29 protein-coding genes and 2 riboswitches are annotated in these 25,955 nt (G+C 39.8%); of the genes, 3 read left to right on the top strand and 26 right to left on the bottom strand.

Annotation, left to right across the window (positions count from 1 at the left end; genetic code table 11):
• Positions 1 to 35: 35 nt before the first annotated feature.
• From B3D94_RS18405 to B3D94_RS18395, 3 genes are all read right to left on the bottom strand, one after another.
• Positions 36 to 2,024 (bottom strand): S9 family peptidase, encoded by a 1,989-nt coding sequence (locus B3D94_RS18405; RefSeq protein ID WP_291759073.1) that lies wholly within the window; start codon positions 2,022 to 2,024, stop codon positions 36 to 38.
• A gap of 71 nt (positions 2,025 to 2,095) precedes the next feature.
• Positions 2,096 to 2,773, bottom strand: coding sequence for a precorrin-3B methylase (locus tag B3D94_RS18400; protein ID WP_069481222.1), 678 nt, complete (start codon positions 2,771 to 2,773; stop codon positions 2,096 to 2,098).
• Positions 2,774 to 2,825: 52 nt separating this feature from the next.
• The gene (locus tag B3D94_RS18395) at positions 2,826 to 3,821 is read right to left on the bottom strand and encodes an ABC transporter substrate-binding protein (RefSeq protein WP_069481221.1); all 996 of its coding nucleotides are present in this window, start codon (positions 3,819 to 3,821) and stop codon (positions 2,826 to 2,828) included.
• Positions 3,822 to 3,985: 164 nt separating this feature from the next.
• Positions 3,986 to 4,172, bottom strand: a riboswitch (cobalamin riboswitch).
• 176 nt (positions 4,173 to 4,348) lie between these two features.
• On the opposite strand from B3D94_RS18395, the gene B3D94_RS18390 reads away from it, so the two are divergent.
• Positions 4,349 to 6,289: an elongation factor G gene (locus B3D94_RS18390; RefSeq protein WP_291759070.1), complete on the top strand. Its 1,941-nt coding sequence runs from the start codon at positions 4,349 to 4,351 to the stop codon at positions 6,287 to 6,289.
• A 94-nt stretch (positions 6,290 to 6,383) separates the two neighbouring features.
• On the opposite strand, the gene B3D94_RS18385 is transcribed toward B3D94_RS18390, so the two are convergent.
• The 3 genes from B3D94_RS18385 to B3D94_RS18375 all read right to left on the bottom strand — a co-directional run bounded on the left by B3D94_RS18385 (position 6,384) and on the right by B3D94_RS18375 (position 8,226).
• On the bottom strand, positions 6,384 to 7,142 hold the full coding sequence (locus tag B3D94_RS18385; RefSeq protein WP_291759067.1) for a hypothetical protein: 759 nt from the start codon (positions 7,140 to 7,142) through the stop codon (positions 6,384 to 6,386).
• Positions 7,143 to 7,375: 233 nt separating this feature from the next.
• Positions 7,376 to 7,559, bottom strand: a riboswitch (cobalamin riboswitch).
• A gap of 161 nt (positions 7,560 to 7,720) precedes the next feature.
• Positions 7,721 to 7,870 (bottom strand): hypothetical protein, encoded by a 150-nt coding sequence (locus tag B3D94_RS18380; protein WP_291759064.1) that lies wholly within the window; start codon positions 7,868 to 7,870, stop codon positions 7,721 to 7,723.
• 80 nt (positions 7,871 to 7,950) lie between these two features.
• On the bottom strand, positions 7,951 to 8,226 hold the full coding sequence (locus B3D94_RS18375) for a DUF4190 domain-containing protein (protein ID WP_349679805.1): 276 nt from the start codon (positions 8,224 to 8,226) through the stop codon (positions 7,951 to 7,953).
• 711 nt (positions 8,227 to 8,937) lie between these two features.
• On the opposite strand from B3D94_RS18375, the gene B3D94_RS18370 reads away from it, so the two are divergent.
• A complete protein-coding gene (locus tag B3D94_RS18370) occupies positions 8,938 to 9,270 on the top strand; it encodes a hypothetical protein (RefSeq protein ID WP_258268612.1) in 333 nt (110 codons plus the stop codon).
• A gap of 145 nt (positions 9,271 to 9,415) precedes the next feature.
• Here the strand turns inward: B3D94_RS18370 and B3D94_RS18365 are convergent, their stop codons facing one another.
• Both B3D94_RS18365 and B3D94_RS18360 read right to left on the bottom strand, forming a co-directional pair.
• Positions 9,416 to 9,547 carry a hypothetical protein gene (locus tag B3D94_RS18365; protein WP_291759061.1) on the bottom strand — a complete coding sequence of 44 codons (132 nt, stop codon included), beginning with the start codon at positions 9,545 to 9,547 and terminating at the stop codon, positions 9,416 to 9,418.
• 318 nt (positions 9,548 to 9,865) lie between these two features.
• Positions 9,866 to 10,249 carry a PH domain-containing protein gene (locus B3D94_RS18360; protein WP_069481197.1) on the bottom strand — a complete coding sequence of 128 codons (384 nt, stop codon included), beginning with the start codon at positions 10,247 to 10,249 and terminating at the stop codon, positions 9,866 to 9,868.
• A 124-nt stretch (positions 10,250 to 10,373) separates the two neighbouring features.
• On the opposite strand from B3D94_RS18360, the gene B3D94_RS18355 reads away from it, so the two are divergent.
• Complete coding sequence (locus tag B3D94_RS18355; protein WP_291759058.1) at positions 10,374 to 10,754, top strand: hypothetical protein; 381 nt, start codon at positions 10,374 to 10,376, stop codon at positions 10,752 to 10,754.
• Positions 10,755 to 10,820: 66 nt separating this feature from the next.
• On the opposite strand, the gene B3D94_RS18350 is transcribed toward B3D94_RS18355, so the two are convergent.
• The 18 genes from B3D94_RS18350 to B3D94_RS18265 all read right to left on the bottom strand — a co-directional run bounded on the left by B3D94_RS18350 (position 10,821) and on the right by B3D94_RS18265 (position 25,952).
• Positions 10,821 to 11,552, bottom strand: coding sequence for an ABC transporter ATP-binding protein (locus B3D94_RS18350; protein ID WP_291759056.1), 732 nt, complete (start codon positions 11,550 to 11,552; stop codon positions 10,821 to 10,823).
• A 12-nt stretch (positions 11,553 to 11,564) separates the two neighbouring features.
• Positions 11,565 to 12,311, bottom strand: coding sequence for an ABC transporter ATP-binding protein (locus tag B3D94_RS18345; protein ID WP_291759053.1), 747 nt, complete (start codon positions 12,309 to 12,311; stop codon positions 11,565 to 11,567).
• A complete protein-coding gene (locus B3D94_RS18340) occupies positions 12,304 to 13,116 on the bottom strand; it encodes an ABC transporter permease (protein WP_069481193.1) in 813 nt (270 codons plus the stop codon). The genes B3D94_RS18345 and B3D94_RS18340 overlap by 8 nt, the downstream gene beginning before the upstream one ends.
• Complete coding sequence (locus tag B3D94_RS18335; RefSeq protein WP_291759051.1) at positions 13,113 to 14,081, bottom strand: ABC transporter permease; 969 nt, start codon at positions 14,079 to 14,081, stop codon at positions 13,113 to 13,115. Before B3D94_RS18335 ends, B3D94_RS18340 begins: the two co-directional genes overlap by 4 nt.
• Positions 14,071 to 15,657 carry an ABC transporter substrate-binding protein gene (locus B3D94_RS18330; RefSeq protein WP_291759048.1) on the bottom strand — a complete coding sequence of 529 codons (1,587 nt, stop codon included), beginning with the start codon at positions 15,655 to 15,657 and terminating at the stop codon, positions 14,071 to 14,073. The genes B3D94_RS18335 and B3D94_RS18330 overlap by 11 nt, the downstream gene beginning before the upstream one ends.
• Positions 15,658 to 15,685: 28 nt before the next feature.
• Positions 15,686 to 16,492 carry an urease accessory protein UreD gene (locus B3D94_RS18325; RefSeq protein ID WP_291760659.1) on the bottom strand — a complete coding sequence of 269 codons (807 nt, stop codon included), beginning with the start codon at positions 16,490 to 16,492 and terminating at the stop codon, positions 15,686 to 15,688.
• Entirely contained in the window at positions 16,485 to 17,114 is a 630-nt protein-coding gene (ureG, locus tag B3D94_RS18320; RefSeq protein WP_069481191.1) for an urease accessory protein UreG, read from the bottom strand. The genes B3D94_RS18325 and ureG overlap by 8 nt, the downstream gene beginning before the upstream one ends.
• A 17-nt stretch (positions 17,115 to 17,131) precedes the next feature.
• On the bottom strand, positions 17,132 to 17,872 hold the full coding sequence (locus B3D94_RS18315) for an urease accessory protein UreF (RefSeq protein ID WP_291759045.1): 741 nt from the start codon (positions 17,870 to 17,872) through the stop codon (positions 17,132 to 17,134).
• Positions 17,814 to 18,260, bottom strand: a complete 447-nt coding sequence (locus B3D94_RS18310) for an urease accessory protein UreE (protein WP_069481189.1) — start codon at positions 18,258 to 18,260, stop codon at positions 17,814 to 17,816. Before B3D94_RS18310 ends, B3D94_RS18315 begins: the two co-directional genes overlap by 59 nt.
• A gap of 52 nt (positions 18,261 to 18,312) precedes the next feature.
• Positions 18,313 to 20,028 carry an urease subunit alpha gene (gene ureC, locus B3D94_RS18305; RefSeq protein ID WP_291759042.1) on the bottom strand — a complete coding sequence of 572 codons (1,716 nt, stop codon included), beginning with the start codon at positions 20,026 to 20,028 and terminating at the stop codon, positions 18,313 to 18,315.
• The gene (locus B3D94_RS18300; protein WP_008174848.1) at positions 20,025 to 20,393 is read right to left on the bottom strand and encodes an urease subunit beta; all 369 of its coding nucleotides are present in this window, start codon (positions 20,391 to 20,393) and stop codon (positions 20,025 to 20,027) included. The genes ureC and B3D94_RS18300 overlap by 4 nt, the downstream gene beginning before the upstream one ends.
• Positions 20,394 to 20,407: 14 nt before the next feature.
• Positions 20,408 to 20,710, bottom strand: coding sequence for an urease subunit gamma (gene ureA, locus B3D94_RS18295; RefSeq protein WP_012294325.1), 303 nt, complete (start codon positions 20,708 to 20,710; stop codon positions 20,408 to 20,410).
• Between the two features lie 465 nt (positions 20,711 to 21,175).
• Positions 21,176 to 22,420, bottom strand: a complete 1,245-nt coding sequence (locus B3D94_RS18290) for a methyl-accepting chemotaxis protein (protein ID WP_291759035.1) — start codon at positions 22,418 to 22,420, stop codon at positions 21,176 to 21,178.
• Positions 22,421 to 22,580: 160 nt separating this feature from the next.
• Positions 22,581 to 24,002 (bottom strand): aspartate ammonia-lyase, encoded by a 1,422-nt coding sequence (aspA, locus tag B3D94_RS18285; RefSeq protein WP_008174855.1) that lies wholly within the window; start codon positions 24,000 to 24,002, stop codon positions 22,581 to 22,583.
• A gap of 289 nt (positions 24,003 to 24,291) precedes the next feature.
• Positions 24,292 to 24,921 (bottom strand): NAD(P)-dependent oxidoreductase, encoded by a 630-nt coding sequence (locus B3D94_RS18280; protein ID WP_291759032.1) that lies wholly within the window; start codon positions 24,919 to 24,921, stop codon positions 24,292 to 24,294.
• Between the two features lie 70 nt (positions 24,922 to 24,991).
• A complete protein-coding gene (locus B3D94_RS18275; protein WP_025117200.1) occupies positions 24,992 to 25,405 on the bottom strand; it encodes an Rrf2 family transcriptional regulator in 414 nt (137 codons plus the stop codon).
• A gap of 113 nt (positions 25,406 to 25,518) precedes the next feature.
• Positions 25,519 to 25,725, bottom strand: coding sequence for a thymidylate synthase (locus B3D94_RS18270; protein WP_069481185.1), 207 nt, complete (start codon positions 25,723 to 25,725; stop codon positions 25,519 to 25,521).
• 44 nt (positions 25,726 to 25,769) lie between these two features.
• The gene (locus tag B3D94_RS18265) at positions 25,770 to 25,952 is read right to left on the bottom strand and encodes a hypothetical protein (RefSeq protein ID WP_069483334.1); all 183 of its coding nucleotides are present in this window, start codon (positions 25,950 to 25,952) and stop codon (positions 25,770 to 25,772) included.
• Positions 25,953 to 25,955: the final 3 nt, after the last annotated feature.

The raw sequence follows: 25,955 nt of genomic DNA, 5'->3' as shown, positions 1-25,955 counted from the left end.
TAAGAAGTATGTTCACTTCTTAAGCCACTTCTTTTTTAAAGTTTTTCCACAAACCAATCTCGTATATATTCGAGACGATTAATTCTTAATGTTGGCTTTCCGCTTCTTGACAGTTCATGATTTGCTTCAGGGAAACGGACGAATTTCGTTTCTTTTTTCCGATACTTCAAGGCGATAAATAATTGCTCCGCCTGTTCAATTGGACAACGATAGTCTTTTTCACCATGTAAAATGAGCAAAGGTGTTTCAACATTGTCTACATATTTCAATGGTGAATGATGCCATAGCTTCTCAATATTATCGAGCCCCGCTTGAATTTGCCAGTCTGTAAAGTAATAGCCGATATCACTAACTCCTGCAAAGCTAATCCAGTTCGAAATAGAGCGTTGTGTAACTGCTGCCTTAAAGCGGTTGGTATGCCCAACAATCCAGTTTGTCATAAAGCCACCATAACTCCCACCTGTTACACCTAGTCGATCTGGATCAATGAAATCATATTGCTCTAAAGCATAGTCAACAGCGGCCATCAGGTCTTGATAGTCATTGCCCCCATAATCACCACGTACGGCATCCACAAATGTTTGCCCATAGCCATGACTTCCACGCGGATTTGTATATAGGACTGCAAAGCCTTGAGCAGCTAGGATTTGGAATTCATTAAAATAGGTGTTGCCATACATCGCATGCGGACCACCATGGATTTCAAGAATAAGGGGATATTTCTTTCCTTTTTCATAGCCTACTGGCTTCATGATCCAGCCGTTGACCTTCCAGCCCTCAGCTCCTTCAAACTCAATGCTCTCTGGCACAGCTAACTCTTTCGTCTTTAAAATGTCTTCATTGACTGTCGTCAATCGTTCTTTTTCACCCGTTTTTAAGTTAACGTAATATAAATCGCCCGGATTCGTTGTCGTACTTATGGCGACAATGGCTTGATCATTTTGAGCATCTAATGAAAAACCATAAACGTATTGATCATCATGAATAGCTGGATAAATTTCACCATCTACATTCCCAAAGTAAATTGCCGCATTGCCGTGATCTGTTACTTGGAAATAGAAACTATGATTATCATTCATCCATTGTACACTTGGTGCTGCTACCCCTTGCAGGAAATCACCGATGACATAATCACCGACAGGGGCATCAAATTCACTTGTTACACAGCTTAGCAGATTTTGTTCCATATCATAAATCCATAGCTTCGCTTGTGTGGCATTTTCGAACTCACGTTTTCCTCCAACAAAGGAAAGGAAGCGGCTATTAGGCGACCAAGACGTTTGGTAATAAGAGCCAATCCCCTCTGTTACCTTACGACTCTGTTTTGTTTCTAGATCGAATAAATAAATATCCGCATTAAACGAAAAATCTAAGTCCTCTGCTCGATCTGCTAAGTAAGTAAGATAACTGCCATTTGGCGACCATGTACTCAGATGGAAATGCTCGTTCCCTTCTGTTACTTGCTCTAATTCACCAGATTTTAAATCGACAATGGCAATGTGAGTATATTGGTCCATATCCATAAATCCACCAGCATCCGATTTATGTTTCATCTTATCGATTTCAAGTGGCTTGAGTTCTTTTTCTTCTTTCTTGTCATCTTCAGCTTTATCTAGGATAGTTTCATCTTTACCTAGCATCACTGAAAACGCAATTTTCTCTCCACATGGAGACCAGACAGGCGTTGACGCACCGTTTTTACAATACGTCACTTGCTTCGCCTCTCCCCCTGTTTTCGACAGTACAAAAATTTGCGGCTTGCCTGATCTTGTAGAGGAAAAAGCAATTTGACTGCCATCTGGCGACCATACAGGAGAGCTTGTACGATATTCACCATATGTCCATTGCTGAGGACGTTTGTCTTTTAAATTTAAATAAAATAAGTTAGATACATAGTCTTTTTTCTTCTCATCAATCCGTGTCTCTACATAAACTACCTCAGTCCCATCAGGTGAGAGCTGTGGATCTGCCACTGATTTCAAGTGATAAAGATCTTCTGGTTGAATCCCTTGTTTAGATGTCATGTTCTTACTCCTTTATATTGTCATTTTCTATGCTCTACTACAATATTTCGACACCCTAAGTATTATTCCTGCTACTCTATCAATTTTTTTACTAGTTCCCAATCAGCATTCGATTTTGTTCTGCTATAAAACTTATAAAAAGGTTCATTGGCACGAGCTTGGTCCTGGTAGAGACGAATGATTTGTAGCAAGAAATCTTCAATATGGTCGATCCCTACTCTCTTCGCAAAGAGAGTACCCGCCTGTGCCTTTGCCCCCATTGGAATGGATCCTAAATAAACATCAAAGCTCTCATGCTGATAGACTAGTCCTATATCGTCATATGTAGGATTATAACAAGCCGATGCACAGCCATTCACATTGACTCGAACTCTTGCAGGCACAGTTATAACGTCCAACGCCTGATAGAGCTGTTCTGTTTGAGGAACTGCCTCCATTTTTTCGCCATCACAAAAATCACATGCCTTCATGGCTATATGAGGACCTGACGAAGCAACAAACAGCCCAGCCTCCTGTAAGGCATGGGTAGCTTCTGTCAGTTCGCTAGAGGGGATCGATAATAATAGGCTATAGGAAGCCGAATATTTAATGGCCCCCTTCTCCCCTACAATTTCAGCTATTTTTTGAAATTGGGCTGGCGTGTAATGCTTATTAATAATGCCAGGGCTTACTGCTAATCGTGAATATCCACCTTGCTGATTAAGGGTTTCAAACGTTTTATCTGGTATGTTTTGACGAAATGCATTCATTGTTATCGCTCCTTAAGAAAAAGGAGCTAGCAAAGCGCTAGCTCGAATGTTTTTAAAAGTTTGCTGGGTAGAAGCCCTTGGCTAAAATTTGAATGGCCTCTGCGGCACGTACTCCTTCAGATGCCGCTGAAAGTGGAAGGATGACAAAGCGATCATTTTTGACTGCTTCCATTTCCTTCAACGCTGGATCATTCTTTAAGAAATTTATCTTTTGTTCGGCAGTTGTTTCACCATAATCAATGACAACAACCACCTCTGGATTGCGATCTACTGCATCTTCCTTCGATACCGTTGTCCATCCTGACTCCACATCTCCAAAGATATTTTGACCGCCAGCAATTGTTACTAGCTCATTCATAAAGTTTTGACCAGCCGTGAACACATCTTTATCACCACTATCAAAGACAAGCACACGTAAATTTTCGCTGTCTTTTGGTAATTGAGCTTGAACTTCTTCGACACCTTTTGTCATTTGTTCAATTAATGCTTCGCCACGATCTTCCACGCGAAATATTTCCGCGATATGACGAATATCAGTGAAAATATCCTCTAATGTTGGCTTTGTCATATTGGAAGCCGTATGTAGATACGTATGAATTCCTAATTCCTCAAGCTCCTCTGGTGTTCCTACCCCTTTTTCACCAAAGCCACTTTTCCAGCCTGCATACAAGAAATCTGCTTCGGCATCAATGACTTGCTCCTTCGTTGGATATTGATCTGAAAGAACTGGAACTTTATCGTAGGCTGCTTGAAGCGGCTCGTAGATTTTATCATCTAAATAAGCTGTCCCTACCATGGAATCCTCTAAGCCTAATGCAAGCATAATTTCTGTTACATGTTGATTTAGGCTAATGGCCTTTTTAGGTGCTTCCTTATAGGTTTGGGTAGTTTCATTATTTTCAATGATGACTTCAGATGCTGTCGCCTCAGACGGTTCAACTTTTTCAGTTTGTGTTGCTGATTCAGGCTTGTCCTTTGCGCCACACGCTCCTAATACAGCGATTAAGGCGATGACCATGACTAGCCATATACTTCTCCATTTTTTCATGTCCTTTTCTCCTTTGTTGTGATAAATATAGAAAGAAATCAGAGACTTCTTTGCTACCAGGATAATTGGAAGGGCATAAAAAAACCCTCTTGTCGCCAAGAGAGTTGCATAGTGAAAAAACGGTATTAGTACCTTTATCACTATCCCCATCCTCGTGGTTCTTAGTTAACATACATATACTGGCAGGTATCCTGGCTTAGGTTCATCATCTATACGCCTTCCCATAGTAAAACTACAGTGGCATGCTGTATAGACTCCCCATTTACAGTTGCGGGACAGCATCGGAATTGCACCGATTTCCCTTTTAAGCAAATGACAAAGGCCATTTGCACCAATATGTTCTATTCATGCTATTGATAGACTAGCAGTTCATGAGTTATTTCACAATCTGTAGTAGAATGCAAAAAATATAATCATCATTATATTAGCACTATTTCGACAAAAAGACGAATCATTTTACAAGAAATAGTTGTGCTAGTATTCTGATACAATGAGAAGATAGCCACTTATAGAAACGAGGATTTATTATGTACAAGACGATTGGGGTTCTTGCTCATGTTGATGCAGGAAAAACAACCTTTTCCGAGCAAATGCTTTTTCATACAAATAGTATACAAGCGCGGGGGCGTGTCGATCATCAGGACGCCTATTTAGATAATCATGAGCTTGAGCGCAAACGGGGCATTACGATATTTGCCGAGCAAGGACGCATGACTATTGGCGACGATACATATACGTTGATTGATACACCAGGACATGTCGATTTCTCCCCAGAGATGGAGCGTGCCATCCGTGTCATGGATTATGCTATCATTATTATTAGTGCAGTAGAAGGTATACAAGGTCATACTGAAACGGTATGGCAGCTTTTACGGAACTATCATGTCCCTACATTCTTTTTTATTAATAAAATAGATCGTGACGGAGCAGATGTAAGGGCTGTGATGACTCAGCTCCATAAAGATTTCTCTGAACATGTATTATTTGTAGATGAACCACTTCAGGAAAACTATGTTTCAAGGACAATCATGGAATGGCTGGCGGAGCGTGATGAAGAGCTGCTGGATGCCTTTTTGAATGAAACATTGGCGCATGGCCAGTGCATCAATCAGTTACAATCGATGATTAAAAATGAATACGCCTTCCCCTGCTTTACAGGTTCTGCATTGAAGGATGAAGGCATTCAAGAATTTATTGCTCAACTTCCACTCATAACTGATACTCACTTCGAGCCGGAAGCACCGTTTCAAGGAGAGGTTTTTAAAATACGACATGACGGCCATCAGCGTCTAACATTCATCAAGGCTTTAACAGGCAAATTACAAGTTCGAGATGAATTTACGTTTGGAGACCTTACAGAGAAAGTAACAGAAATTCGTCTTTATAACGGCAGTCGATTTGAAACTGTTCAGCATGTTGAGGCTGGTGAAATCTTCGCTGTTAAAGGACTCAGCCAGGCAAACATTGGCGATCACATTGGCAGTAACACGCTATCACAGCCCTATGAGCTTGTCCCTACATTACAGGCAAAAGTTCAATATGAGGGTGAGCAACATATTAAAGAAGTATTAAAGATTTTCCGTTTACTAGAGGCCGAAGAGCCATCATTGCGTGTCGTATGGCAGGAAAAGTTTCAGGAAATCCATGTGCATATAATGGGTGTCATTCAGTTAGAGGTCCTGATTGAAATATTTATGAAGCGCTTTACATTAAACATCTCTTTTGGAGAGCCGCAAATATTATACATGGAAACAATTGCGACAACTGTTACAGGCTACGGACATTTTGAACCACTAAAGCATTATGCAGAAATTCATTTATTAATGGAGCCAAATGAACGTGGGACAGGCATTACCTTTAGCAATGCCTGTCATGCAGATGATTTATCAGTGGGCAACCAACGCCTCGTAGAAAAGCATTTGTTTGAACGTGATCATCATGGCTTACTCACAGGCTACGCAGTAACAGATATTCATTTTACGCTCTTAACGGGACGTGGGCATAATGAACATACGTCTGGCGGTGATTTCCGAGAAGCCACTTTCCGAGCACTGCGCCAAGGACTGGAACAAGCACAGAACGTCCTGCTTGAGCCGTATTATCGCTTTAAAATGAAGGCTTCCAATGATTTTATTGGCCGTATGATGACCGACATTCAACAGGCTGCTGGCACCTTTGACGACCCTGTACTCACTGAAACAGACGTTGTATTAACAGGACGTGCACCAGTAGCGACCTTCATGAGCTATAGCACGATTTTTGCCGCCTATACAAATGGGAAAGGTGCGCTTACCCTCCAATTTGATGGCTATGATGTGTGTCATAATGCAGAAGAAGTAATAACTCAAATAGGCTATGATAAAAATGTCGACCCTGAATACAGTTCTTCCAGCATTTTTTGTGCAAAAGGTAAAGGCTATTCCGTCCCCTGGCAAGAGGCGCAAGCAGCCATGCATTGTCAGAGCTAAGTTTCCTGTACTAGCATGGCAGATGTGTTGGACTTGTATTTCAGATGTCTTGCAAAAAATAAAGCAAGCCCTCCGCTTCATGGAGGGCTTGTTTTTATATGGCACCAACAGCTTTCTTTGAAGGCTTGTGCACTGGATAGGCAGGTTCAACCACCACGTAACCTTGCGTATTCGTGAAGTCGATAACTACTTTTCCAGGCTGACTTTTTAATATTTGTAGTTGATCAATTAATGTTAATAATAGCTGGTGGCCGTTCCCACGTGGATGCCAATTAAAGTGATAATCATTTAATTCCTGAACGGCTTGAAGAAACTGTGTGTATTCCTGCTGTACAAATGCGATTAGTTTATCCTGATGAGGAATTTTCTCTAAATCGTTCATATACGTTTCATAAAAACGAATGACAATCGAGCACAGTAAATCATTGACACGTGCAGCGCTTAACACTGGATTGGGCTCCTGTGAAAGACGGTCAAGATTAGGCTTTGCTCGTGTTGAATCAATGCGTGTAATTAAGTGGTACTGCTCCCCATTCACCTCATAAACAATAGGGTTGGTTGGCATATACATCATAAAGCTATTCGTCTTCGTTTTCAGTTGATCCGTTAACGTTGCCTGTGCAAAAAGATGGCCCTCTACCTCCCCATTTTGTATCCAAATAATGTCTTTATTATATAAGATTTGCCCAAAAAAGCGATCGTTGCGAATCAGTCTCGTTGCTAATAATTGATCAATTAGTGATTCAACCACCATTCTGGTTTTCGCTTTCTTGGCAATTTCTGTCCGTGGCTGCTTACAAATCGTCATATCTACAAAAGGCGTTTCCTGTGTTGTCGTTGCATGAATATTCATCCTATGTGCATCCCCTTTGCGTACATATTTTCAAAACAAAAAGGACTTCCTACTATGTTTGAGGAAATCCTTCGCTTTAATGTGCTTCATCACACAATGCCAAACAAACCCTAAGTAAATGCGAAGAAGTTCTAAAATGAACCCTTTCATGAACTTTGGGCGTTTGACGTACTGTGACGAACAGAGCATTCTGTTTTGTCAACATGCCACCTCCTATTCCTCGTAGGTTTATGGTGTGTACTCGTAACTAGGCAGGTATCCTGACTCATGGTCATCGCCACTTTTCCCCTTCCCATCATTTGACAGTGGTTGCTGAAAAGTCGCTCACATTTACAGTTGCGGGACAGTGTCGGATTCACACCGACTTCCCTTTTAAGCAAATTGCACGCAATTTACACCTATTACTACACGCTATTCAGTTGTGAAGGAATGAAATGTTGTATACATTCCTTATAGACTATTAAAATCAATTGTAAGGTAGTCTATTTCCAATGTCAAATAACATAAAATATTCCATTTTTTAAAACTTTATCTTGTAGTTTGTTTATCTCGGATTGAAGTTATACTTAATTTACTTGTTATTCTCTTTCCCTATAATTCGTTAATTCTGCTAAATCACATGCATCCTCAATTAAATATTCTCCATTCATTAGCGTACACACAAACTCTACTACACTTACTTTATAAATTTTGTGAAGTTCATCATTGCCAATACTGTAGTTTGCCATTGACTGCCTCAGTTAAAGTGGAATTTTCTGAGGTCAACTAGTAAGCTAAAACACCCGTTAGTAAATAAGAACCTGCAATACTAACTTATACTAGTTAATGAATAAAAAGCGATAATAGACAATACTGCAAAGGTTTGAATGATAATCCCAATCACGTTACAAATTAAACCAGAAATTGCTAATCCTCTACCATTTTCATTTCTTTTAGAAATTTCCTTTGTTGCTATTCTTGATAAAACTACTCCGAGAATTCCAAGAACTAATCCAATAAGTGGTACTATAATAGAAAGAATACCAAGCGTTAATGAAATTATAGATTTACTATTCGTTTCAATTTTTCCAACGATTTTTCTCACCCTTCACTATAAGGTTTTACTATTCACACGTCTTCAACAAACCAGTTCCGTTATGTAAATTTTAGCAATCTTTTTGAAAAAAATCTATTATTTTACAATATAGTTAAAATTGATGTGCAAAATAAGAAGACTAGAAAGCACATTCAGAATAAAGGACTCCGGGGTCACGAACTTTCAAGCAAAAAATCGATCAAGCACGTTTGCTCAATCGTTAATCAATTCGTTAGCTTTTCGTTTTCTTCTTTCTCTCGCTAAAGTTGAGACAAAGATTTCAGTTATTGCTGCTACTTCTTTGTAGCTATTACTTTCTAATTAACTACATTGCGTGTTTGAGTTTCTCCTTCGTAAATTTCTTCGGTCTACCTTCGTGGAAATCATCGCGTTGTTTTGCGATTGCTTTACCTTCTTGCGTTCGCTCTATGAATAAATTGCGTTACACTTCAGCTAGAGCCAATAACGTAATAAGGAGTTTTTTGCACTATTTTAAAACTAGTTCGTAAATTCTCCTTTGTTTTAAGCGTTCTAGCTTCGGATAAATACGTCTACTTGCGAAATGAAGCTGTTCTTAGCCACGTTTATAAAGGCGAAATGAAGGCGATAAACTCCCTACTATATATACCCGAACTCAAACACCTTTCTGGATGAGATCCCCTTAAAAACACAATTTTTACTATAAATGGTGATATACTGTAATAAAGGAGGGAATACATAGTGGAATTTAAATTTGGTGGCGGTTCTATTTTTCTACCACCCTTACATATTACGATTATCGCCATAATCGTTATTTTCCTTTTAGTAAAGTGGAGCAAGCAATTAGAAACAAGACGTTTTAGTATTTACTTTTACTTTCTAATTAGTACTTACATTGCTCCAATCTTTTCTCGCAGCACAAAAGATGGTATCTTTCAGCTTTGGATTCCTTTAGGATTTATAGTAGTATTTTTTTACTTGTTTCGAAGTGAAAAAAATCATCCAGCTAAAATGAAAGCTAGTATTTTAGGGCTTTCCATAGCATTATATAATTTAATTCTTCAATATTTATGATGGATTTTTCTATTCCATTAACGGATATTCTGCTTATTAGAATAGAAAAATTAGGCATTGGGGCACCTAGTTTTCAATGACCACTGTTGGCGCAACGATTCTTCGTATTCATCGCTTAAGCCAGTTGGCGCGAGTATGATTCAATTTAAGCTAATTCTTTCTGTGATTGCGCAAGGATCGCTAGCAATTCGATAAGATCTGCTGTATCCAATTCAGAGAAGATAGAGCGTGTTTCATCATCCCACTTGAATAAAATCTCATTATTACCGATATACAAAATAGCATCATCTTCGTATTAAAACATCGGCACAGTGAGACGCACTTGTGAGCCCAGCCTCCTTCTGGAAGGATTTTGACTAATTAGCTCCCTGTTAAAGCTTTCCTTTTTAAGAGGGCATCCAAGTCATGACAGGATGAGAGGTGAATTTATTTAGCGCTTAATTGATGTTCGATTTCCAAAGAATAGAGAAGGACTAGAATCAGTTACGCGAAGGTTTTTCCCCATCCTTACTACCCCTTTCTAAGCACAACAAAAAAAGCCTCGCATACATGCGGGCTTTGGATGTGTTTTCCTATTGTTACTACTATTATACCATCAATTCGAGCCTAAAACATACTGCGCTAAAACACTTTGCACTTTATAAATATTGGTCGCCTTATTGAAGTTTTTTTGGATGGGTAATGAACTGCCTGATACCCATATTTTGAGCTCAGCATCTAAATCAAATGTACCTGCCGTTTCTACTGAAAAATGGACAATATTTTTATAGGGAATCGAATGGTATTCCGTCTTCTTCCCCGTAACTCCTTGCTTATCAATGAGGATTAATCGTTTATTCGTAAAAATAAATATGTCTCTAATAATTTTATAGGCATTTTTGATGGTTTCGTTTGGAATTAGTAAATCATTGACCTCCTCCTGTAATTTTTCTAAATTCACCTCGCTTGCATTGCCGATTAATCCATCAAATAAACCCATGCTTTATCTCCTTTCAGCTTTTATTTGTTTACTATATTATGAAGAGGACCGAGCTACGACTCCAAGTTTTTGTATTATTATCGTGTAAGGAGGAGGCTTATTACGAACATACCTAATCATTGTCATGTCCCTATTAGCTACAGTTGTTTTAGGCTATACGGATGAAGAACTAGCAATTGGCAAATTGGCTAAGGTCAACATTTCTAACAGCGTTGAATTTGGCTCTGTGCATACTGCTTTTATGAAAGGATATGAGGATGAGGCTTCTCTCAACATATTCCATGAAAGAATGACGACAGCTGTGAAAAATGAGGGGATTGTCAATATGGCTGCCCCACAATTGGATGTAGAAGTAGTGGACACGGCTGGAAACCAATATGGCTTTCATCTTTGTTTAGGGGAAATAGGTCAAAAAAGTACGTTGATGAACGTAAAGGATACCCATACAATTTTTAGCATCTCTGAGGATTTGACCGCCCCACTAAGATCATTGGTACAAGAATAAAAAACACTCTCCATTCAAGAAAGGAAAGTGTTTTTCGGTTTATCTTCAATTTATAACATGGATATTTTATTCGCTTTCTACGGCTTGAAAGAGCATTTGCGCATACTTGTCTGTAAAAGCAAAGCCACCTTCACATTTACGGCTCTCATCAACAATTTCACCCGATTTCATCACATAAATGCGATTGCACAAATAAGAAACGGCCTTTAAATCATGCGAGATAAATAAAATCGCCATGTTTTTTTCTTTATTTAAAGTCATTAATAAATCGATCATCTCTCTTTGAATCAAGCGGTCTAAGCTCGAAACGATTTCATCACATACTAATAGTTGGGGTTCGACTAAAATCGATCTTAGTAAATTAACCCGTTGTCGCTCCCCTCCACTTAGCTCAGAAGGCAGGGCTTTTAAAATATCTGTTGGGAGCATCACCATTTCAAGCATTGTCTGTAGTTCACGGTCAGTGAAAGACTTGTATGCCACCTGTATGGGCTCGCGTAACAATTCTCTGACTGTCCACACGGGGTTTAAGGCAGCCGTAGCATTTTGAAAAATGATTTGGCAATTTTTATAAAAATATGAGCGATTTTGCTTCGTCATTAATTGATCTTCAAAAAAAACAGCCCCTTTTTCAGGCTTTTCTAGCTGCATAATCACTTTGGCCAAAGTACTTTTGCCACTACCGCTTTCTCCCACAAGCCCTACGATTTCACCTTTTCCCACTGTTAGGTTTATATTTTTTAATACTTGCTGTCCTGCTCGATAGCTTTTATTCACATGATCAACGTGAAGCAACAATAACAACGCCTCCTAAAAATGATGAGCGACAAGCCGCTTCGTGTATGGATGCTTGGGCTCCCTAAAAATTTCCGACATTTGCCCGCTTTCTACAATTTCGCCATTTTTCATCACCAGAATAGAATCAGCAATTTTAGCAACTCCTAAATCATGTGTAATTAGTAGAATGGTCGTCCCAAGGCGGGCATGGAGATTTTTTAGCAATTTGATAAATTCTTGTTGATGGAGCATATCTAGAGCAGAGGTCGGTTCATCTGCCATCAAAACATCTGGTTCATTATAGAAGGCGCAGGCAAGCATGCAGCGTTGTAGCATGCCTCCTGAAAGCTCAAATGGATAGCGATTTAACACATCCTCTGGTAAGTTTAAATCCTTTAAAATGGCAGTGATTTTACTTAAAAATCCCTCTTCCTTTTGCCCTAACCTCGAAGCCGTCAACCTATAGAGTTGTTGCTTCATTTTTTGGGTTGGCGAAAAACTATTCGTGGCATCTTGGAAAATGGTAAAGAAATGCTTTTTGCGTAGCTCCACACGCTCCTGTTCTGACATTGCCATGATGTTTTTTTCATTAAATAAAATCGAACCTTCCATACTTGCTCTTGCTGGCAGCATCCCAAGCAGAGCTGAAAGAGTCGTACTTTTGCCACTACCACTCTCGCCAATAATAGCGGTAATATGTCCTTTAGGCACAGTAAAAGTCACACCTTGAATAAGGGATTTGCCAGATAATCGAACAGCCAAATTGTCAACCTCAAACATGCGATCGGCTCCCTCCTTGTTTGAAAGTACCTCCAATAACTTGCACACATAAAATCGTTATAAAGATTAACAGCCCAGGGAAAAGTCCCATCCACCAAGCCCCTACAAGTAAATCATTTTGTGCTGTGTACAGCATTGTTCCCCATGATGGAGTAGCTGGTGGGACACCAATTCCTAAAAAGCTTAAGGAAACTTCAGTAAAAATAGCCCCAGCAAAATTAAAGATGGTCACCACAAAAATCGCAGGGATACAATTACGCAATAAATGTCCAAAGAGAATTTTCCATAACGGCGTGCGGAACATTTTCGCCATCTGCACAAATTCTTGTTCCTTTAATCGGATAAACTCAGAGCGGACGATACGAGCCGTAACAAACCATCCCGTGATCCCCATAATCATCGCCATTCGCCACACACTGCCCTGCATAATAGCCTGTAGAGCTAGGACGATGACTAATGAAGGAATTGTTAAAAAGGCTTCGAGAATACGCATCATTACAGCATCAATGACACCGCCGAAATAACCGCTTATGCCCCCATAGATGATGCCAATTATGCTAGATAGCACAACCGACACAGTGGCAATGAGTAGCGTCACCTTTCCCCCAACTAATAAGCGCGAAAGAACATCTCTACCCAGCTGGTCAGTCCCTAATAAATGTGTGGCATTGGGTGCTTGATAAATTTGATTCATATCCATTACATTAGGCTCAAAAGGCGCTAATAATGAAGAAAAAATGGTCGTTGTAAAAATGAGAGCTAAAAGCACAAGCCAAAAGATCGGGTACTTCCGCTGTTTTCTCACACAAATCCCCCTCTTCTTAATCGAGGGTTCAAACCAATCATCAGTATATCAATGACGAATAAACAGATGACCACAACCACGCCTATGATCAATATAGCCCCCATCAAAACGGGGAAATCCTTGATCATGACGGATTTTACCAAAAGCTGACCTAAGCCTGACCAACCAAATAATGTTTCGACCACAATGGAGCCTCCGAAAAATGATGGGATGGTCACACCGACATAATTGATATAAGGAATGACTGCATTTCGTAAAATTATACTTCGAATTTCACGTTCAGATACTCCATTAGCACGTGCCACTTGTATATAGTAGCTATGATTCTCTACTTTCACACTATCCTGCAAAAAACGGGCAAAGATGCCAACATGGGAAATAACGAGGACTGTTAGTGGGAGTGCCATATGATATAAACGGTCCCCGAACCCCCCATCTCCTCGCACATCATTCATTCCCGAAGACGGAAACCAACCTAATGTTATGGAAAAGACCATGATGAATAATATGCCTAGCCAAAATGGTGGTATCGCGGAGCTAGCAATACTAAAGATAGAAAGTCCACGGTCGAGTAATGAGCCCTCCTTCATGCCAGCCTGTAAGCCAAGCCAAATAGAGGCAATGGTTACTAGGACTAACGTTAAAGTAACGAGCTGTAGCGTATTGGGTAACCGCTCCAGTAAAATCGTCAAAACAGGCCTTCCCTCTTTAGCTGAGTATCCCAAATTACCCTGTAATGCTTCACCTAACCAAGTCCCATACTGTAAGAGAACGGGTTGATCGAGTCCAAAGGCTTGTTCAATACGCTCTTTCTCAGCCGTCGTTAATGTTTGGGCATTGCCTCCATAATAAGCTGCTGCGGGATTGCCAGGAGCGGCATGCATCATGAAAAAAGAGAGGAAGCTCACGATAATGAGGACAATTGTCCCCATTATCACTCGCTTCCCAAGCCATTTAGCGATCATTCCATTTCCACTCCTCGACATTCCATAAGAAGCCTGCTCCATGGTGACCTAAAATTCGCTCTTTAACACCACTAATCTGTTTATCGATACCATATACAGCATCTACATAAGCAAAGTAGGCAAACGGTGGGTCTTGAGCTAGCTCCTCCTGCAATGCCATATAGACTTTCTTACGTTGCTCAGGATCGACCGTAGTACGACCTTCCTCCAGCAATGCGTCTACTTTTGCATTGGCATAGCTGCCGTAATTATAGCCAGCACTCGTGAGACTGGATTCTCCCGAATGGAATAGGCTGTACGTATGATGGTCCGCATCATATGGACTTCCCCATCCAACCATAAAGGCTTCTGTTTCTTCAATGACAATATTGCTCCAATCTAGTGCAGCAACTTTCACATCTGCCCCAACAGCTTTATAGCCCTCTGCCACATAATTGGCCATATTCACACGCACAGTATCAGTAATTGGCGCGGTAATGGTAAAAGTTAATTTTTGACCATCCTTATAGCGGAAACCATCATTGGCTAATTGCCAGCCTGCCTGCTCGAGCAGCTCATTTGCTTTTTGTACATCGTAAGTATAATGTTCGATATTTTCATTCACAAAATTATGTTTTTGTAGAGGCGAATAAGCTTCTGTGCCGTAGCCATGTAAAATACCTTTTACAATGCCAGCACGATCCGTTGCATAGCTAATCGCTTTTCTTAATGAAACATCCTTCCAAATAGGATACTTCATATTGAATAAAACACCACGATAATCAGCGGATTCAACCTCATACATTTTTAAATGTTCTACTTTTGACAGTTCCTCTACCTGATTGGGATCAAGTAACGCAATATCAACCTCACCAGATTTTAGCTGTAAGGCACGCACATTGCTATCAGGGATAAATTTAAAAATAACTTGTTCAATTGAAGCTTTTGTACCATAAAAAGTAGGAAATGCTTTGAGTGTCAGACTTGTCCCTTTATCCCATTGTTCAAACATATAAGGGCCGGCACCGATTGGTTGTTGATTAAATGGCGCGGTTCTCATATCCTGTCCTTTGAAGGCATGCTTTGGTAAAATAGGCACAGTTAATTTGTCTAGCATCGGCGTAAATGGTTCATCTAATTGGATGGTCATTGTCGTGTCGTCGATTTTTTTCATGCTCGTCACATGGATAAAATCTGATTTTAAATAGGAGCCGTTCGCATCGTCAAGAATACTATCGATGGTGAAAATAATATCGTCGACTGTTAAAGCCTGTCCATCATGAAATGTCACATTATCATTAATCACAATTGTATATGTCATCTGGTCATCTGATATATTAATACTTTTAGCAATATCAAATATAGGTACATTTTGTTCATCGAAACGCATCAAACCTCTAAATAAAAAGGCATCCAAATTCGTTTCCTCTAAAAGAGGATTTAAACCTGCAAACTCAGACTCTGAAGCAAAAACAAGCTCATTTGCCTGAGAAGATGACGAAGCAGATGACTGTTTCTCTTCGCCTTGACTGGACTCTTTCGTACAGCCTGCAAGACAAAGGATCATTAGAAGGATCCATACTGTAAACTTTTTCAATTCACTATCTCCTTTATCACAACAGAAATTACAGTAATGCTGTCATATGTTCAAACATACGGTTTATTTCCTTGTGAAGTGTTCGTTGCTCTTTGGCGAGCCATCTACAATGAATCGCCTGATCTGTTAGCTTTGTTACGCTTGCCTGTAGAGACTGCTCCTGTTGAATCAAATCCTGCAAATCTCTCATATTAAGATTTTTTACTAGTGGTGATACAATCCATAGAGAACCGATATAGAGGGCCTTTTCTAGCAAGCCAAGCGCTGCAAAATTCATTTCCTGTGGCTTAAAATGGATGGAGTCAAACGCAATTAGTTTATTCTCTACATACACCTTATATTTAGATTGGTAGGCTTGATAATCAAAGACCTCCCCTCGCATTTCTCGACCTGGTGCAATAATTTCACCCCAAATTAATGTCGAGCTCTCCTTCATGCGAATGGTTGTATCCGCTTGAAACTTGGCTCGTTCAAATGGAATGGTCACTTCAGGAAGCCATTCTAACCGTGCCTCATCAGCAATCTCAACTGTAATAGCCTGGGTACAATGATCGCCTGTATGCGAAGGATAGATTTTCAATGCCGATTGTTGCTTCAGCCTTACTCGGCTTTCTGGCGCCAGTTTGACGTTGATTTCATTGCGGTCTCCCGCTACCATCCCACCAGAGGATTCCATTAAAAATACTGTAGCAGTTGGATCACTACCTTCATATAATTCGCGGCTAGCCTTTAAGGGAGGCTGCTGGTACACATGAACTAGTCGTGTATAGCCCCTCCTAGGCTCAAAGGCCATTTCTAATTTGCCGAAATGATTGATCGTTTGTTGATTAAGCATGGTTGTCAATGGCTTCGGCACCTTCAAGTAGCATATGGTGCTGAATCCATTCAACCACCTTATCTACATTCGTTTGTGAACGAACATCTGCAAAAATATATGGACGGCCACCACGCATTTTTTTTACATCCTGATCCATTATTTCTAGATCCACTCCAACATGAGGCGCCAATGATGTTTTATTGATTAGCAGTAAGTCTGAACGTGTTAGCGCTGGACCACCTTTACGGGGGATATCCTGTCCTTCTGCCACATCAATTACATAAATATAGCCATGCACTAGCTCAGGACTAAATGTTGCAGATAAATTATCGCCACCACTTTCAATGAAAATGATATCTAAATCTTTGAAGCGTTTATTTAAATCATCAATCGCTGCAAAATTCATCGATGCATCCTCACGAATAGCTGTATGAGGACAACCACCTGTTTCCACCCCAATAATACGATCTTCCTCTAAAACACCATTCGTTATTAAATATTGAGCATCTTCCCTTGTATAAATATCATTTGTAATAACCGCTACATGATAATGCTCATGCATCACACGTGTTAATTGATCTACTAATGATGTTTTTCCTGACCCAACTGGGCCGCCGATACCAATACGTATTGGTTTCATTCTTATCCTCTCTCTTTCTATGAAATAAATAATCTGGAATATAAAAACTCGTGTTTCATGGAAGCCAATTCAATCCCTAACGCATTATTCGTTAAATCATCCATCGTTAATGACATCACTGTTTGCGCTGCTTCTTCTACCGAAATCAATAGCTCATTCAAAGCTTGGACACCTGTATTTTGACCAAACGGTACTGCACGTACAGCATTTTGTACTAAGCCACTAATTGAAGCATACATAAAGGTCATCACTGCGTGAAAGACATTGACACCTAGCGCCTCGCAATAGATTCCATAAAGCACGGCGTAATGTCCCTTCACTTCTTCACGCTCGATTTTCTCCTTCCACTGCGATAAAAAAGGGCATTCCATAAGCGGTGTCACTGTTCGCACAAATTGCTTCCCTACATTGACACTCGCCTCTTTAGATTCCTTGGCAAGCTTCATAGCTCCACAAAGTTCATCCAGCTCTGTAAGACGAGCAATATCTCTGTCTTTTGCTGCATAGAACGCTTCTTGAATAAGAATCGCATCACCGTGCACTAAATTATGAAATAAATAGCCCTGACAAAATTCGATTAATTGGTCCTTTGTGCGAATGAGATCTTCCTGAATATACGTTTCCATACCATAGGAATGTGTATATGAACCTATTGGAAATGCCGAATCATGAATTTGCAATAGTTGCAGTATCGATAAATTAGTGAGAGTGTCCACGGTATTTGAATGGCTGCTTGAAACGTCTTTCTGTTGTTTCATAGTGCACCCCTATTTCATCTAATAATGGATTAATCGTATGATCTGCTCGTACGATGATTTCATCGTTTTCAATTAGGCAAGGTGTATGGCGATTCCCTAATTCGAAAGCTGATTTTCCCATTTCATGCATGTCTTTTGGTGTAATGACAATGACAGGCTCTAATTTTGTACGAATTGCTATACGACGGTGATCATCCTCAAATAATAAATCGCCATATTTTAATGGTTCCTCACCTTCTAAACGTAAAGCAATGTCTGTACCTTGATCTGTTTCTGTGCGAAGAATTCGTTTGCTTAATTCCTCCCACTCTAGCTCAATCCATTCTGTTGTCTTTTGTTGATGTTCCTCTTCGTGGGCAATATTCCCAATGATTTTGTCGATTAACATACGTTTAGCACCTCATTGTCTTTTTATTGGCTGTTACTCTCACTTTAATTGCTTAGAATAAGAAATATCGTTGAGCCATTGGTAGTACATCTACCGGCTCACATGTTGCTAATTCACCATCAATTTTTACTTCATATGTTTCTGGGTTCACATCAATTTTTGGCGTCTCGTTATTTAGCTTCATATCAGATTTACGAATATTTCGGCAATTCGAAACCGTCCCAATCATTCGTTTTAAGCCTAATTTTTCCGGCAGTCCTTCTTCGACTGCAATTTTCGGTAAAAATGTCATGCCACAATTTTGAGGACCTTGCCCATAGAAGCCATAAGTCTGACGGCCTTTCATTGGCTGTGGTGTTGGAATAGATGCATTTGGATCACCTGTAATGCCATAAACGGCAATACCAGCCTTGATGACCACTTCTGCCTTTACGCCAAAGAACGCTGGTTCCCATAGGACAATATCAGCTAATTTCCCTTCTTCCAGTGAACCAACTTCATGACTAATACCATGTGCGATCGCTGGGTTAATATTTAGCTTCGCCATATAGCGCTTGACGCGATAATTATCGTGTTCCTTGTCCTCATCCTGTGGTAAAGGTCCACGTTGCTTTTTCATTTTATCTGCTGTTTGGAACGTCCGTATTGTCACCTCTCCCACACGACCCATCGCCTGTGAATCCGAAGACATGATGCTCAATATTCCTAAGTCCTGCATAATATCTTCTGCTGCAATCGTTTCAGGTCGGATACGTGAATCTGCGAATGCGACATCTTCAGGCACATCATGCTTTAAGTGATGGCATACCATCAGCATATCTAAATGCTCATCAATCGTATTCATCGTAAATGGTTTCGTAGGGTTCGTCGAGGCTGGCAAAATATTTGGTAAAGATGCCATTACTAGCTGGTCTGGCGCGTGTCCACCACCAGCACCTTCTGTATGGAAAATATGAATAACACGGCCATCGATGGCATTGATTGTATCTTCCACAAATCCCGCTTCATTTAATGTATCGGAGTGCAAGGCTACTTGAATATCGTATTCGTCTGCAACGGTTAAGCTTTGGTCAAGTGCAGAAGGTGTTGCCCCCCAGTCCTCATGAATCTTCAATCCAATGGCACCAGCACGAACTTGCTCGATAATTGGCGCCGGGTCTGAAGCACTACCTTTTCCAAGTAATCCAACATTGATTGGAAAGCCTTCCACAGCCTGTAACATACGATGTAGATGCCATTCACCAGCAGTTAAGCTTGTCGCCTTTGAACCTGCCGCTGGTCCTGTTCCGCCACCAATAAAAGTTGTTGTCCCTGCTAATAGGGCCGTTTCTACTTGATCGGGACTAATGAAGTGGATATGTGTATCAATGGCGCCAGCTGTTGCTATGAGCCCTTCCCCTGCATAAACCTCTGTCCCTACGCCGATAATCATGTCCTGATCGACACCATCCATACTATTCGGATTGCCTGCTTTGCCGATGCCAATAATTCGGCCATCTTTAATACCTATATCAGCTTTCACAATACCCGTATAATCGATAATGATGACGTTAGTAATGACTGTATCTAGCACACCTTCATTGCGTGTATTTTTACCGTTTTGCCCCATTGAAACACGCAAAGATTTACCACCACCAAAGACACCTTCATCTCCATAGGATGTATAGTCCTTCTCAATTTCGATCCACAAATCCGTATCGGCTAAACGCACTTTGTCGCCGACTGTAGGACCGAACATTTTCGCGTAAGCTTCATGTGTTACCTTCATTTTTCTTCCGCTCCTTTAAAGCCACCTTCAATTGCCTTGTCTAAAATTTCATCTTTATGGTGAGTTGACCCTTCTGTTAGTTTATTTAAGCCAAAGACATGCTGTTTCCCACCAAATTCGACAAGCTCTACTTCTTTTTCTTCTCCGGGTTCAAAGCGAACTGCCGTCCCTGATGGAATATTTAAATGCATACCGATTGCATCTTCACGATTAAATTCTAGAAATCTATTCACTTCGATAAAATGGAAATGTGAACCTACTTGAATCGGGCGGTCACCTGTATTGGCTACTAGAACCTTTTTTGTTGCCCTGCCAACATTGATTTCAATCACACCATTTTTTGGTCGGATTTCTCCAGGAATCATCTGCCAACACTCCTTTACTGAATTGGACGGTGAACTGTGACAAGTTTTGTTCCATCTGGGAAGGTACATTCTACCTGTACATCTGAAATCATGTCACCGACACCTTCCATTACGTCCTCTGCTGTCAGAACATGCTTAGCTTCACTCATTAGCTGTGCAACAGTTTTTCCATCTCTAGCACCTTCCATTATGAAACTACTAATTAGGGCAACAGCTTCTGGATAATTTAGCTTTAAGCCGCGAGCTTTTCTTTTCAGCGCAAGTTCTCCTGCCACATGGAGGAGTAGTTTTTCTTGTTCTACTGGTGATAGCTTCAAATGAATCTCTCTCTTCCTATATTCAGAATTATCTTTCAATAATATTTTTCGAAGCATACTTCCTTTCAATTACATGAGCTTTTTAATACCATTTAGTTTTTTTGCATTTAATTGTTGTCTTACAAATTATGATTTCGCAAGGGATATGCGAAGAGAAATAGAAAAGACTTGTTGACCCGGCGAACGCGGGTTGCAATAGTTGAAGTGAGTAATAGAGGTAACAGCTAGTCCATTATAAGAAACTAAATTAAAAAATTCAACATTTTTATTTATCTGTGAATTTACAAGTTTTATTAATAATTCATAAAAAAAGAGGCTTATTTTACAGAAAATTGGTCAACTGTAAAAAAGCCTCTTATCAAGTTGAGTAAAGTGAAAATAAAATTATACTAAAAAACTTGTAAATTTATTTGTTTAGGATCATTATTTCAGGGCTATAAACCCTTGAAATTTCCCACCTACCTCTTAAACCTCGAATTGATTGGTTAACTTTTTTAAACTATCAGCTTGCACACTTAAATTCTGTGTGACGTGATTGACAGCTTGCATGGAGGCAGTTTGCTCATCCATTGACTGCAAAACAGCCTCTGTGTAATTCGATAATCGGCCCATTCCATCCGCAATAGTTATGACCGTTGATGCCACTTCATTAGCGCTACTGGAAAGCTGTTCGGCTGTTGCGGAAATGTCTTCAAGCTGGTTATTCATGCGACTTACATGCTGTGTGATCGTCCCAAATGATTTTGTCGCCTCATCAATGACATAAACACCTTGCTGAACATTTTTCAAATCCTCCTCCACCGATGAAGCGACTTGTTTTGTATCATGTTCAATGCCTACTACTAAGTCAACAATTTGCGTAGCGGAATGCTTCGATTGCTCAGCTAATTGGCGGACTTCTTCTGCTACTACTGCAAATCCTTTACCATGTTCTCCCGCACGTGCAGCTTCAATGGCTGCATTTAAAGCTAATAGGTTTGTTTGATCGGTAATTGTTGTAATCATATCTGTCATCGATTTAATATCTGACATTTTAGTCGATAGTTGCTGCATAAGTCCACTTGTTTTGTCAGTAGACGATGAAATAAATTGCATCTGTTCTTTTGCTACATGTAAAATGGCTACCCCGTTCCCGGCAATTTCATTGGCCTCTTTGGCATGACTAAAAACATCCTGTGTGGCAACGGTAATACGTTCAATTCCATCGACAGTTTCTTGCATGGCATGGGCACTATCACTAGCGGATTGTGCAGCTTGCTTCAAGCCATCTGATGTTTTCTCTATCTGCTGATCTACTTCTTCCACAGCAAGCGTAATTTCACTTGTACTTGCTGATAGTTCTTCAATACTTGTCGATAAATCCGTAGAGCTATTCGCAATTTTTTGTGTCATTGTTCGTAATTGATTTTTCATATCTAAAAAAGATTGTGCTAGCTGAGAGATTTCCCCATTATCATGTACCTCGATGACAACTGTATCCAATTTGCCTGTGGTAATCCCTTGTGCAGCCTCCGTTAACTGTTTGATGGGCTGTATCACTTTAAAATGAACATAGACCGTATACGAAAGTGTAATGGCAATTCCCAAGATAGTTAAAACGGTTGCAAGCCATTCTAATGTTGTTACATTGGCTAAATCTAAAAATAAAATAATAATCATTAACACATTTAAAGCTGAAAAGCCAAGTAAACTCTTATTTCGTAAACTCATAACAAATTCCTCCAACTAAAATATTACTTCCATACCAGTATTATAGTTGAATATTCCTAAAAAACATAAGAAAAAGCCCCTTTTTACATGAGTAAAGTTCTAAAAATCTCATAAAAAAAGACTGTAGACAGCCACAAAGGCATATCTACAGTCCATACTATTATTTTAAGTTCATGATGCTTGAGCCAGCGATACCTGGATGTGTCATTTCATATGGATCTAAAATTAGGTCTAGTTGTTCTTTTGTTAAAACACCCGCTTCAATACAAAGCTCACGGATTGAACGACCTGTTAGAATCGCTTCACGTGCAAGACGAGCAGCAACTTCATAGCCAATATGAGGGTTCACAGCAGTTAATACCCCTACACTTTTCTCTACATATTCTTTCATACGTTCTTCATTTGCTTCGATATCTTTTAAGCAGTTTTCTGTAAACGCACGGAAAACATTATTCATAATGCTGATAGATTGGATAAGGTTAAATACTAATACAGGCTCCATCACATTTAACTCTAATTGACCAGCTTCAGAAGCTAATGAAATTGTATGGTCGTTACCAATTACTTGGAACGCCACTTGGTTCAGTACTTCTGGCATAACAGGGTTCACTTTACCTGGCATGATCGAAGAACCTGGTTGACGAGCTGGTAAAAGGATTTCCCCTAAGCCGGCACGTGGACCAGAAGCCATTAAGCGTAAGTCATTAGCAATTTTCGACATATTAATCATACAAATTTTTAACGCACCAGATACCTCTGTATAAGCATCTGTATTTTGTGTAGCATCCACTAAATGTGTCGCACCCTTTAATGGTAAACCAGAGATTTCAGCAAGATGCTCATCGACAGATTTAATATAATCTGGGAAAGCATTTAAGCCTGTACCTACTGCAGTTGCACCCATATTTACATCATATAAGTTTGGACGTGTTTGACGAATACGTACAATATCACGGTTGATGACACGGCAATAAGCTTCGAACTCTTGTCCTAAGCGAATTGGCACAGCGTCTTGTAAATGCGTACGTCCCATTTTAATGACATGTGCAAATTGCTCTGCTTTTTGATGGAAAACGGATTGCATATAATCCATTGTTTCTAATAATTCATCTATTAAATTTAACACAGCGATATGAATGGCTGTTGGGAAAGCATCATTTGTTGATTGTGACATATTGACATGACTGTTTGGACTAACTGTATGGTAGTCACCCTTTTCTTTCCCTAAAATTTCTAGGGCACGGTTGGCGATGACTTCGTTTGCATTCATATTGATAGATGTACCTGCTCCACCTTGGATTGGGTCTACAAGGAATTCTGCATCCCATTTGCCATCAATTACTTCTTGTGCTGCTTCGACAATTGCCTCACCAATTTCTTTTGATAATAGGTGTACTTCCATATTACTTAAAGCAGCTGCTTTCTTCACAATCCCCATCGCCTTAATAAGTGAAGAGTGAATTGTGTAGCCTGTAATTGGGAAGTTTTCCGTTGCACGTAGTGTTTGAATTCCGTAATAAGCCTCTGCTGGTAATACGCGCTCACCTAAAAAATCTTTTTCTATACGTTGTGTTGACATCATTGTCGTCTCCTTTTATGTAATACTCACACTTGATAGTAGCTAATAAAAGTCGTATTGTAAACAGTCATTTTTCTGTAAACGAAAAAAATCCTTCAAAAAAGCAAAGAAATCGCTAAAAACCGAGCACATTTTAATAATGCCCTAGCATTATTAGCCGATAAAGGTTCGATGCAAAATAATTAGGCAACTGTTTGAAATAGCATTAAAACAGATACTGTCCTCGTTAAGCAATTAAAAAACCAATAGAATAACCGACAAGGTTCATTCTATTGGTTTGTTCATTCTTCTATTATTTATTCGATGTTACAGTAAAACGGCTATTTTGATGTTGGGGATTTTCAAGCTCATCCAATACTGCCACTGCATAATCTGCGTAACTTACATAACTATCACCAGCTTCATTTACTAATAAATGATCTACCCCTGTTATATAGTGACCAGTACGTGGACCTTCTGGATCAAAAAATGCAGACGGACTTAAAAATGTCCATTGGATAGCCGATTGTTGTAGGTCCTGTAGATTTTGTCCTTGATTTTGCGCAGTTGCTAGGAACATAGCTGGGAAATCAGGTGTTTCCATTACACGGATTTGTTTTTCTGGGTCTACAAAAAGACTACCTGCCCCTCCTACAACAAATAATTTTGTATCAATGCCTTCGAAAATTCCGATTAAATGACGACCAGCTTTCACATGTAAATCTTCCTGACCAGCTGGTGCGCCAAACGCATTCACTACAACATCGAAGTCTTTCATTTCGTCTTGTGTTAAATGAAACACGTCTTTTTCTATTACGGGGATAGCTGTTGTTACTTTTGCTGCAGAACGAACGATAGCTGTTACTTCATGACCACGTTGCACCGCTTCCTCTACTATTTTTTGTCCTGCTTTACCTGTTGCACCAATGACAGCAATTTTCATTGTATGTTCCTCCTTATTTATAGTTGTAACCATTTTAGTTACAGGTTAGATACAGAAAGACCATCTTCGCTTAAGTACGAAGCTGATCTAGCACATCCTGCAAAGTCTGTGCCTGTAGCTGCGCTTCCATTGCCTGCCAAATAGATGTGTACACATCTTCCAAAGTATGTTGGATTTCTCGCCCCACTGCACACGCTGGATTCGGCTCATCATGAATCGCAAAAAGCTGTTCTGGCCCATCGATTGCTTGATAAATTGCTAAAAGTGTTAAATTCTTTGGCTCCACTAAAAGCTCATACCCCGCAACCCCTGAATGTGATAAAAGTAAGCCGGCCTTTTTCAGAACACCAATCATACGTCTTACAACCACTGGATTTGTATTTACACTTCCAGCGATAAAATCGGACGTAAGTAAGCTTTTATCAGATGTTGTAGCAATTAGCGAAAGAATATGGATCGCCACCGAAAATCGACTGTTCACCATATGTATCACCACCTGTTGTAACTATTATAGTTACAGGTAGATAAAAAAGCAAGCACTTTGCTTTTCGCTACCTGTCTTTATTTTTCCGTTTCTTTACTTATCTATACATTCATTTAGATTTTATTTACATAAATCAATAGTTCCTGTCGTATTTGCCCATTGTCCTCATAAAAATCTAAATTATGAAATTCATATTTAAAATGACCCACTGGAAAAGTCACACTTTCCCCCTGTGCTGCCGCAAGTATACCTGCCACATCGTGTGATACCATGTGTAATAATTCATCGCCCGTGATTGAATCTACAAAGATTACGTTCATAAAAAACACCTCCTCAGCCATTATAGCTTAGAAGGTGCTTACATTTATAGTCTTTCTTTATAGCCTTTAATACGGATTTCTTCAATCACTTGCATCATGTCGAAAAGTTGTTGCCGGGATAAATTGGAGGTGTTAGCGTCCTGCACTTGTTGCTCGGAAACCTTTTTTCGTTTTAGATGATCGGACTGTTGCTCATTTTCTTCTACTTGGACCATTGTTTTCTTCACAAC

It is taken from the genome of Lysinibacillus sp. UBA5990, assembly GCF_002429815.1.
GTDB lineage: Bacteria > Bacillota > Bacilli > Bacillales_A > Planococcaceae > Lysinibacillus > Lysinibacillus fusiformis.
This window is presented reverse-complemented; position numbering and strand designations above follow the sequence as displayed.

What these genes read in the sequence shown, in the direction of transcription:
- B3D94_RS18325 (WP_291760659.1), bottom strand. Translation starts at nt 16,492, where the DNA reads ATGCTTAATCAACAAACGATCAATCATTTCGGCAAATTAGAAATGGCC.
- B3D94_RS18390 (WP_291759070.1), top strand. Translation starts at nt 4,349, where the DNA reads ATGTACAAGACGATTGGGGTTCTTGCTCATGTTGATGCAGGAAAAACA.
- aspA (WP_008174855.1), bottom strand. Translation starts at nt 24,002, where the DNA reads ATGATGTCAACACAACGTATAGAAAAAGATTTTTTAGGTGAGCGCGTA.
- B3D94_RS18360 (WP_069481197.1), bottom strand. Translation starts at nt 10,249, where the DNA reads ATGGGTTTATTTGATGGATTAATCGGCAATGCAAGCGAGGTGAATTTA.
- B3D94_RS18405 (WP_291759073.1), bottom strand. Translation starts at nt 2,024, where the DNA reads ATGACATCTAAACAAGGGATTCAACCAGAAGATCTTTATCACTTGAAA.
- ureG (WP_069481191.1), bottom strand. Translation starts at nt 17,114, where the DNA reads ATGAAACCAATACGTATTGGTATCGGCGGCCCAGTTGGGTCAGGAAAA.
- B3D94_RS18380 (WP_291759064.1), bottom strand. Translation starts at nt 7,870, where the DNA reads ATGGCAAACTACAGTATTGGCAATGATGAACTTCACAAAATTTATAAA.
- B3D94_RS18315 (WP_291759045.1), bottom strand. Translation starts at nt 17,872, where the DNA reads ATGAAACAACAGAAAGACGTTTCAAGCAGCCATTCAAATACCGTGGAC.
- B3D94_RS18335 (WP_291759051.1), bottom strand. Translation starts at nt 14,081, where the DNA reads ATGATCGCTAAATGGCTTGGGAAGCGAGTGATAATGGGGACAATTGTC.
- B3D94_RS18345 (WP_291759053.1), bottom strand. Translation starts at nt 12,311, where the DNA reads ATGTTTGAGGTTGACAATTTGGCTGTTCGATTATCTGGCAAATCCCTT.
- B3D94_RS18355 (WP_291759058.1), top strand. Translation starts at nt 10,374, where the DNA reads ATGTCCCTATTAGCTACAGTTGTTTTAGGCTATACGGATGAAGAACTA.
- B3D94_RS18400 (WP_069481222.1), bottom strand. Translation starts at nt 2,773, where the DNA reads ATGAATGCATTTCGTCAAAACATACCAGATAAAACGTTTGAAACCCTT.
- B3D94_RS18275 (WP_025117200.1), bottom strand. Translation starts at nt 25,405, where the DNA reads ATGGTGAACAGTCGATTTTCGGTGGCGATCCATATTCTTTCGCTAATT.
- B3D94_RS18310 (WP_069481189.1), bottom strand. Translation starts at nt 18,260, where the DNA reads ATGTTAATCGACAAAATCATTGGGAATATTGCCCACGAAGAGGAACAT.
- B3D94_RS18270 (WP_069481185.1), bottom strand. Translation starts at nt 25,725, where the DNA reads ATGAACGTAATCTTTGTAGATTCAATCACGGGCGATGAATTATTACAC.
- B3D94_RS18395 (WP_069481221.1), bottom strand. Translation starts at nt 3,821, where the DNA reads ATGAAAAAATGGAGAAGTATATGGCTAGTCATGGTCATCGCCTTAATC.
- B3D94_RS18385 (WP_291759067.1), bottom strand. Translation starts at nt 7,142, where the DNA reads ATGAATATTCATGCAACGACAACACAGGAAACGCCTTTTGTAGATATG.
- ureC (WP_291759042.1), bottom strand. Translation starts at nt 20,028, where the DNA reads ATGAAGGTAACACATGAAGCTTACGCGAAAATGTTCGGTCCTACAGTC.
- B3D94_RS18280 (WP_291759032.1), bottom strand. Translation starts at nt 24,921, where the DNA reads ATGAAAATTGCTGTCATTGGTGCAACAGGTAAAGCAGGACAAAAAATA.
- B3D94_RS18300 (WP_008174848.1), bottom strand. Translation starts at nt 20,393, where the DNA reads ATGATTCCTGGAGAAATCCGACCAAAAAATGGTGTGATTGAAATCAAT.
- B3D94_RS18290 (WP_291759035.1), bottom strand. Translation starts at nt 22,420, where the DNA reads ATGAGTTTACGAAATAAGAGTTTACTTGGCTTTTCAGCTTTAAATGTG.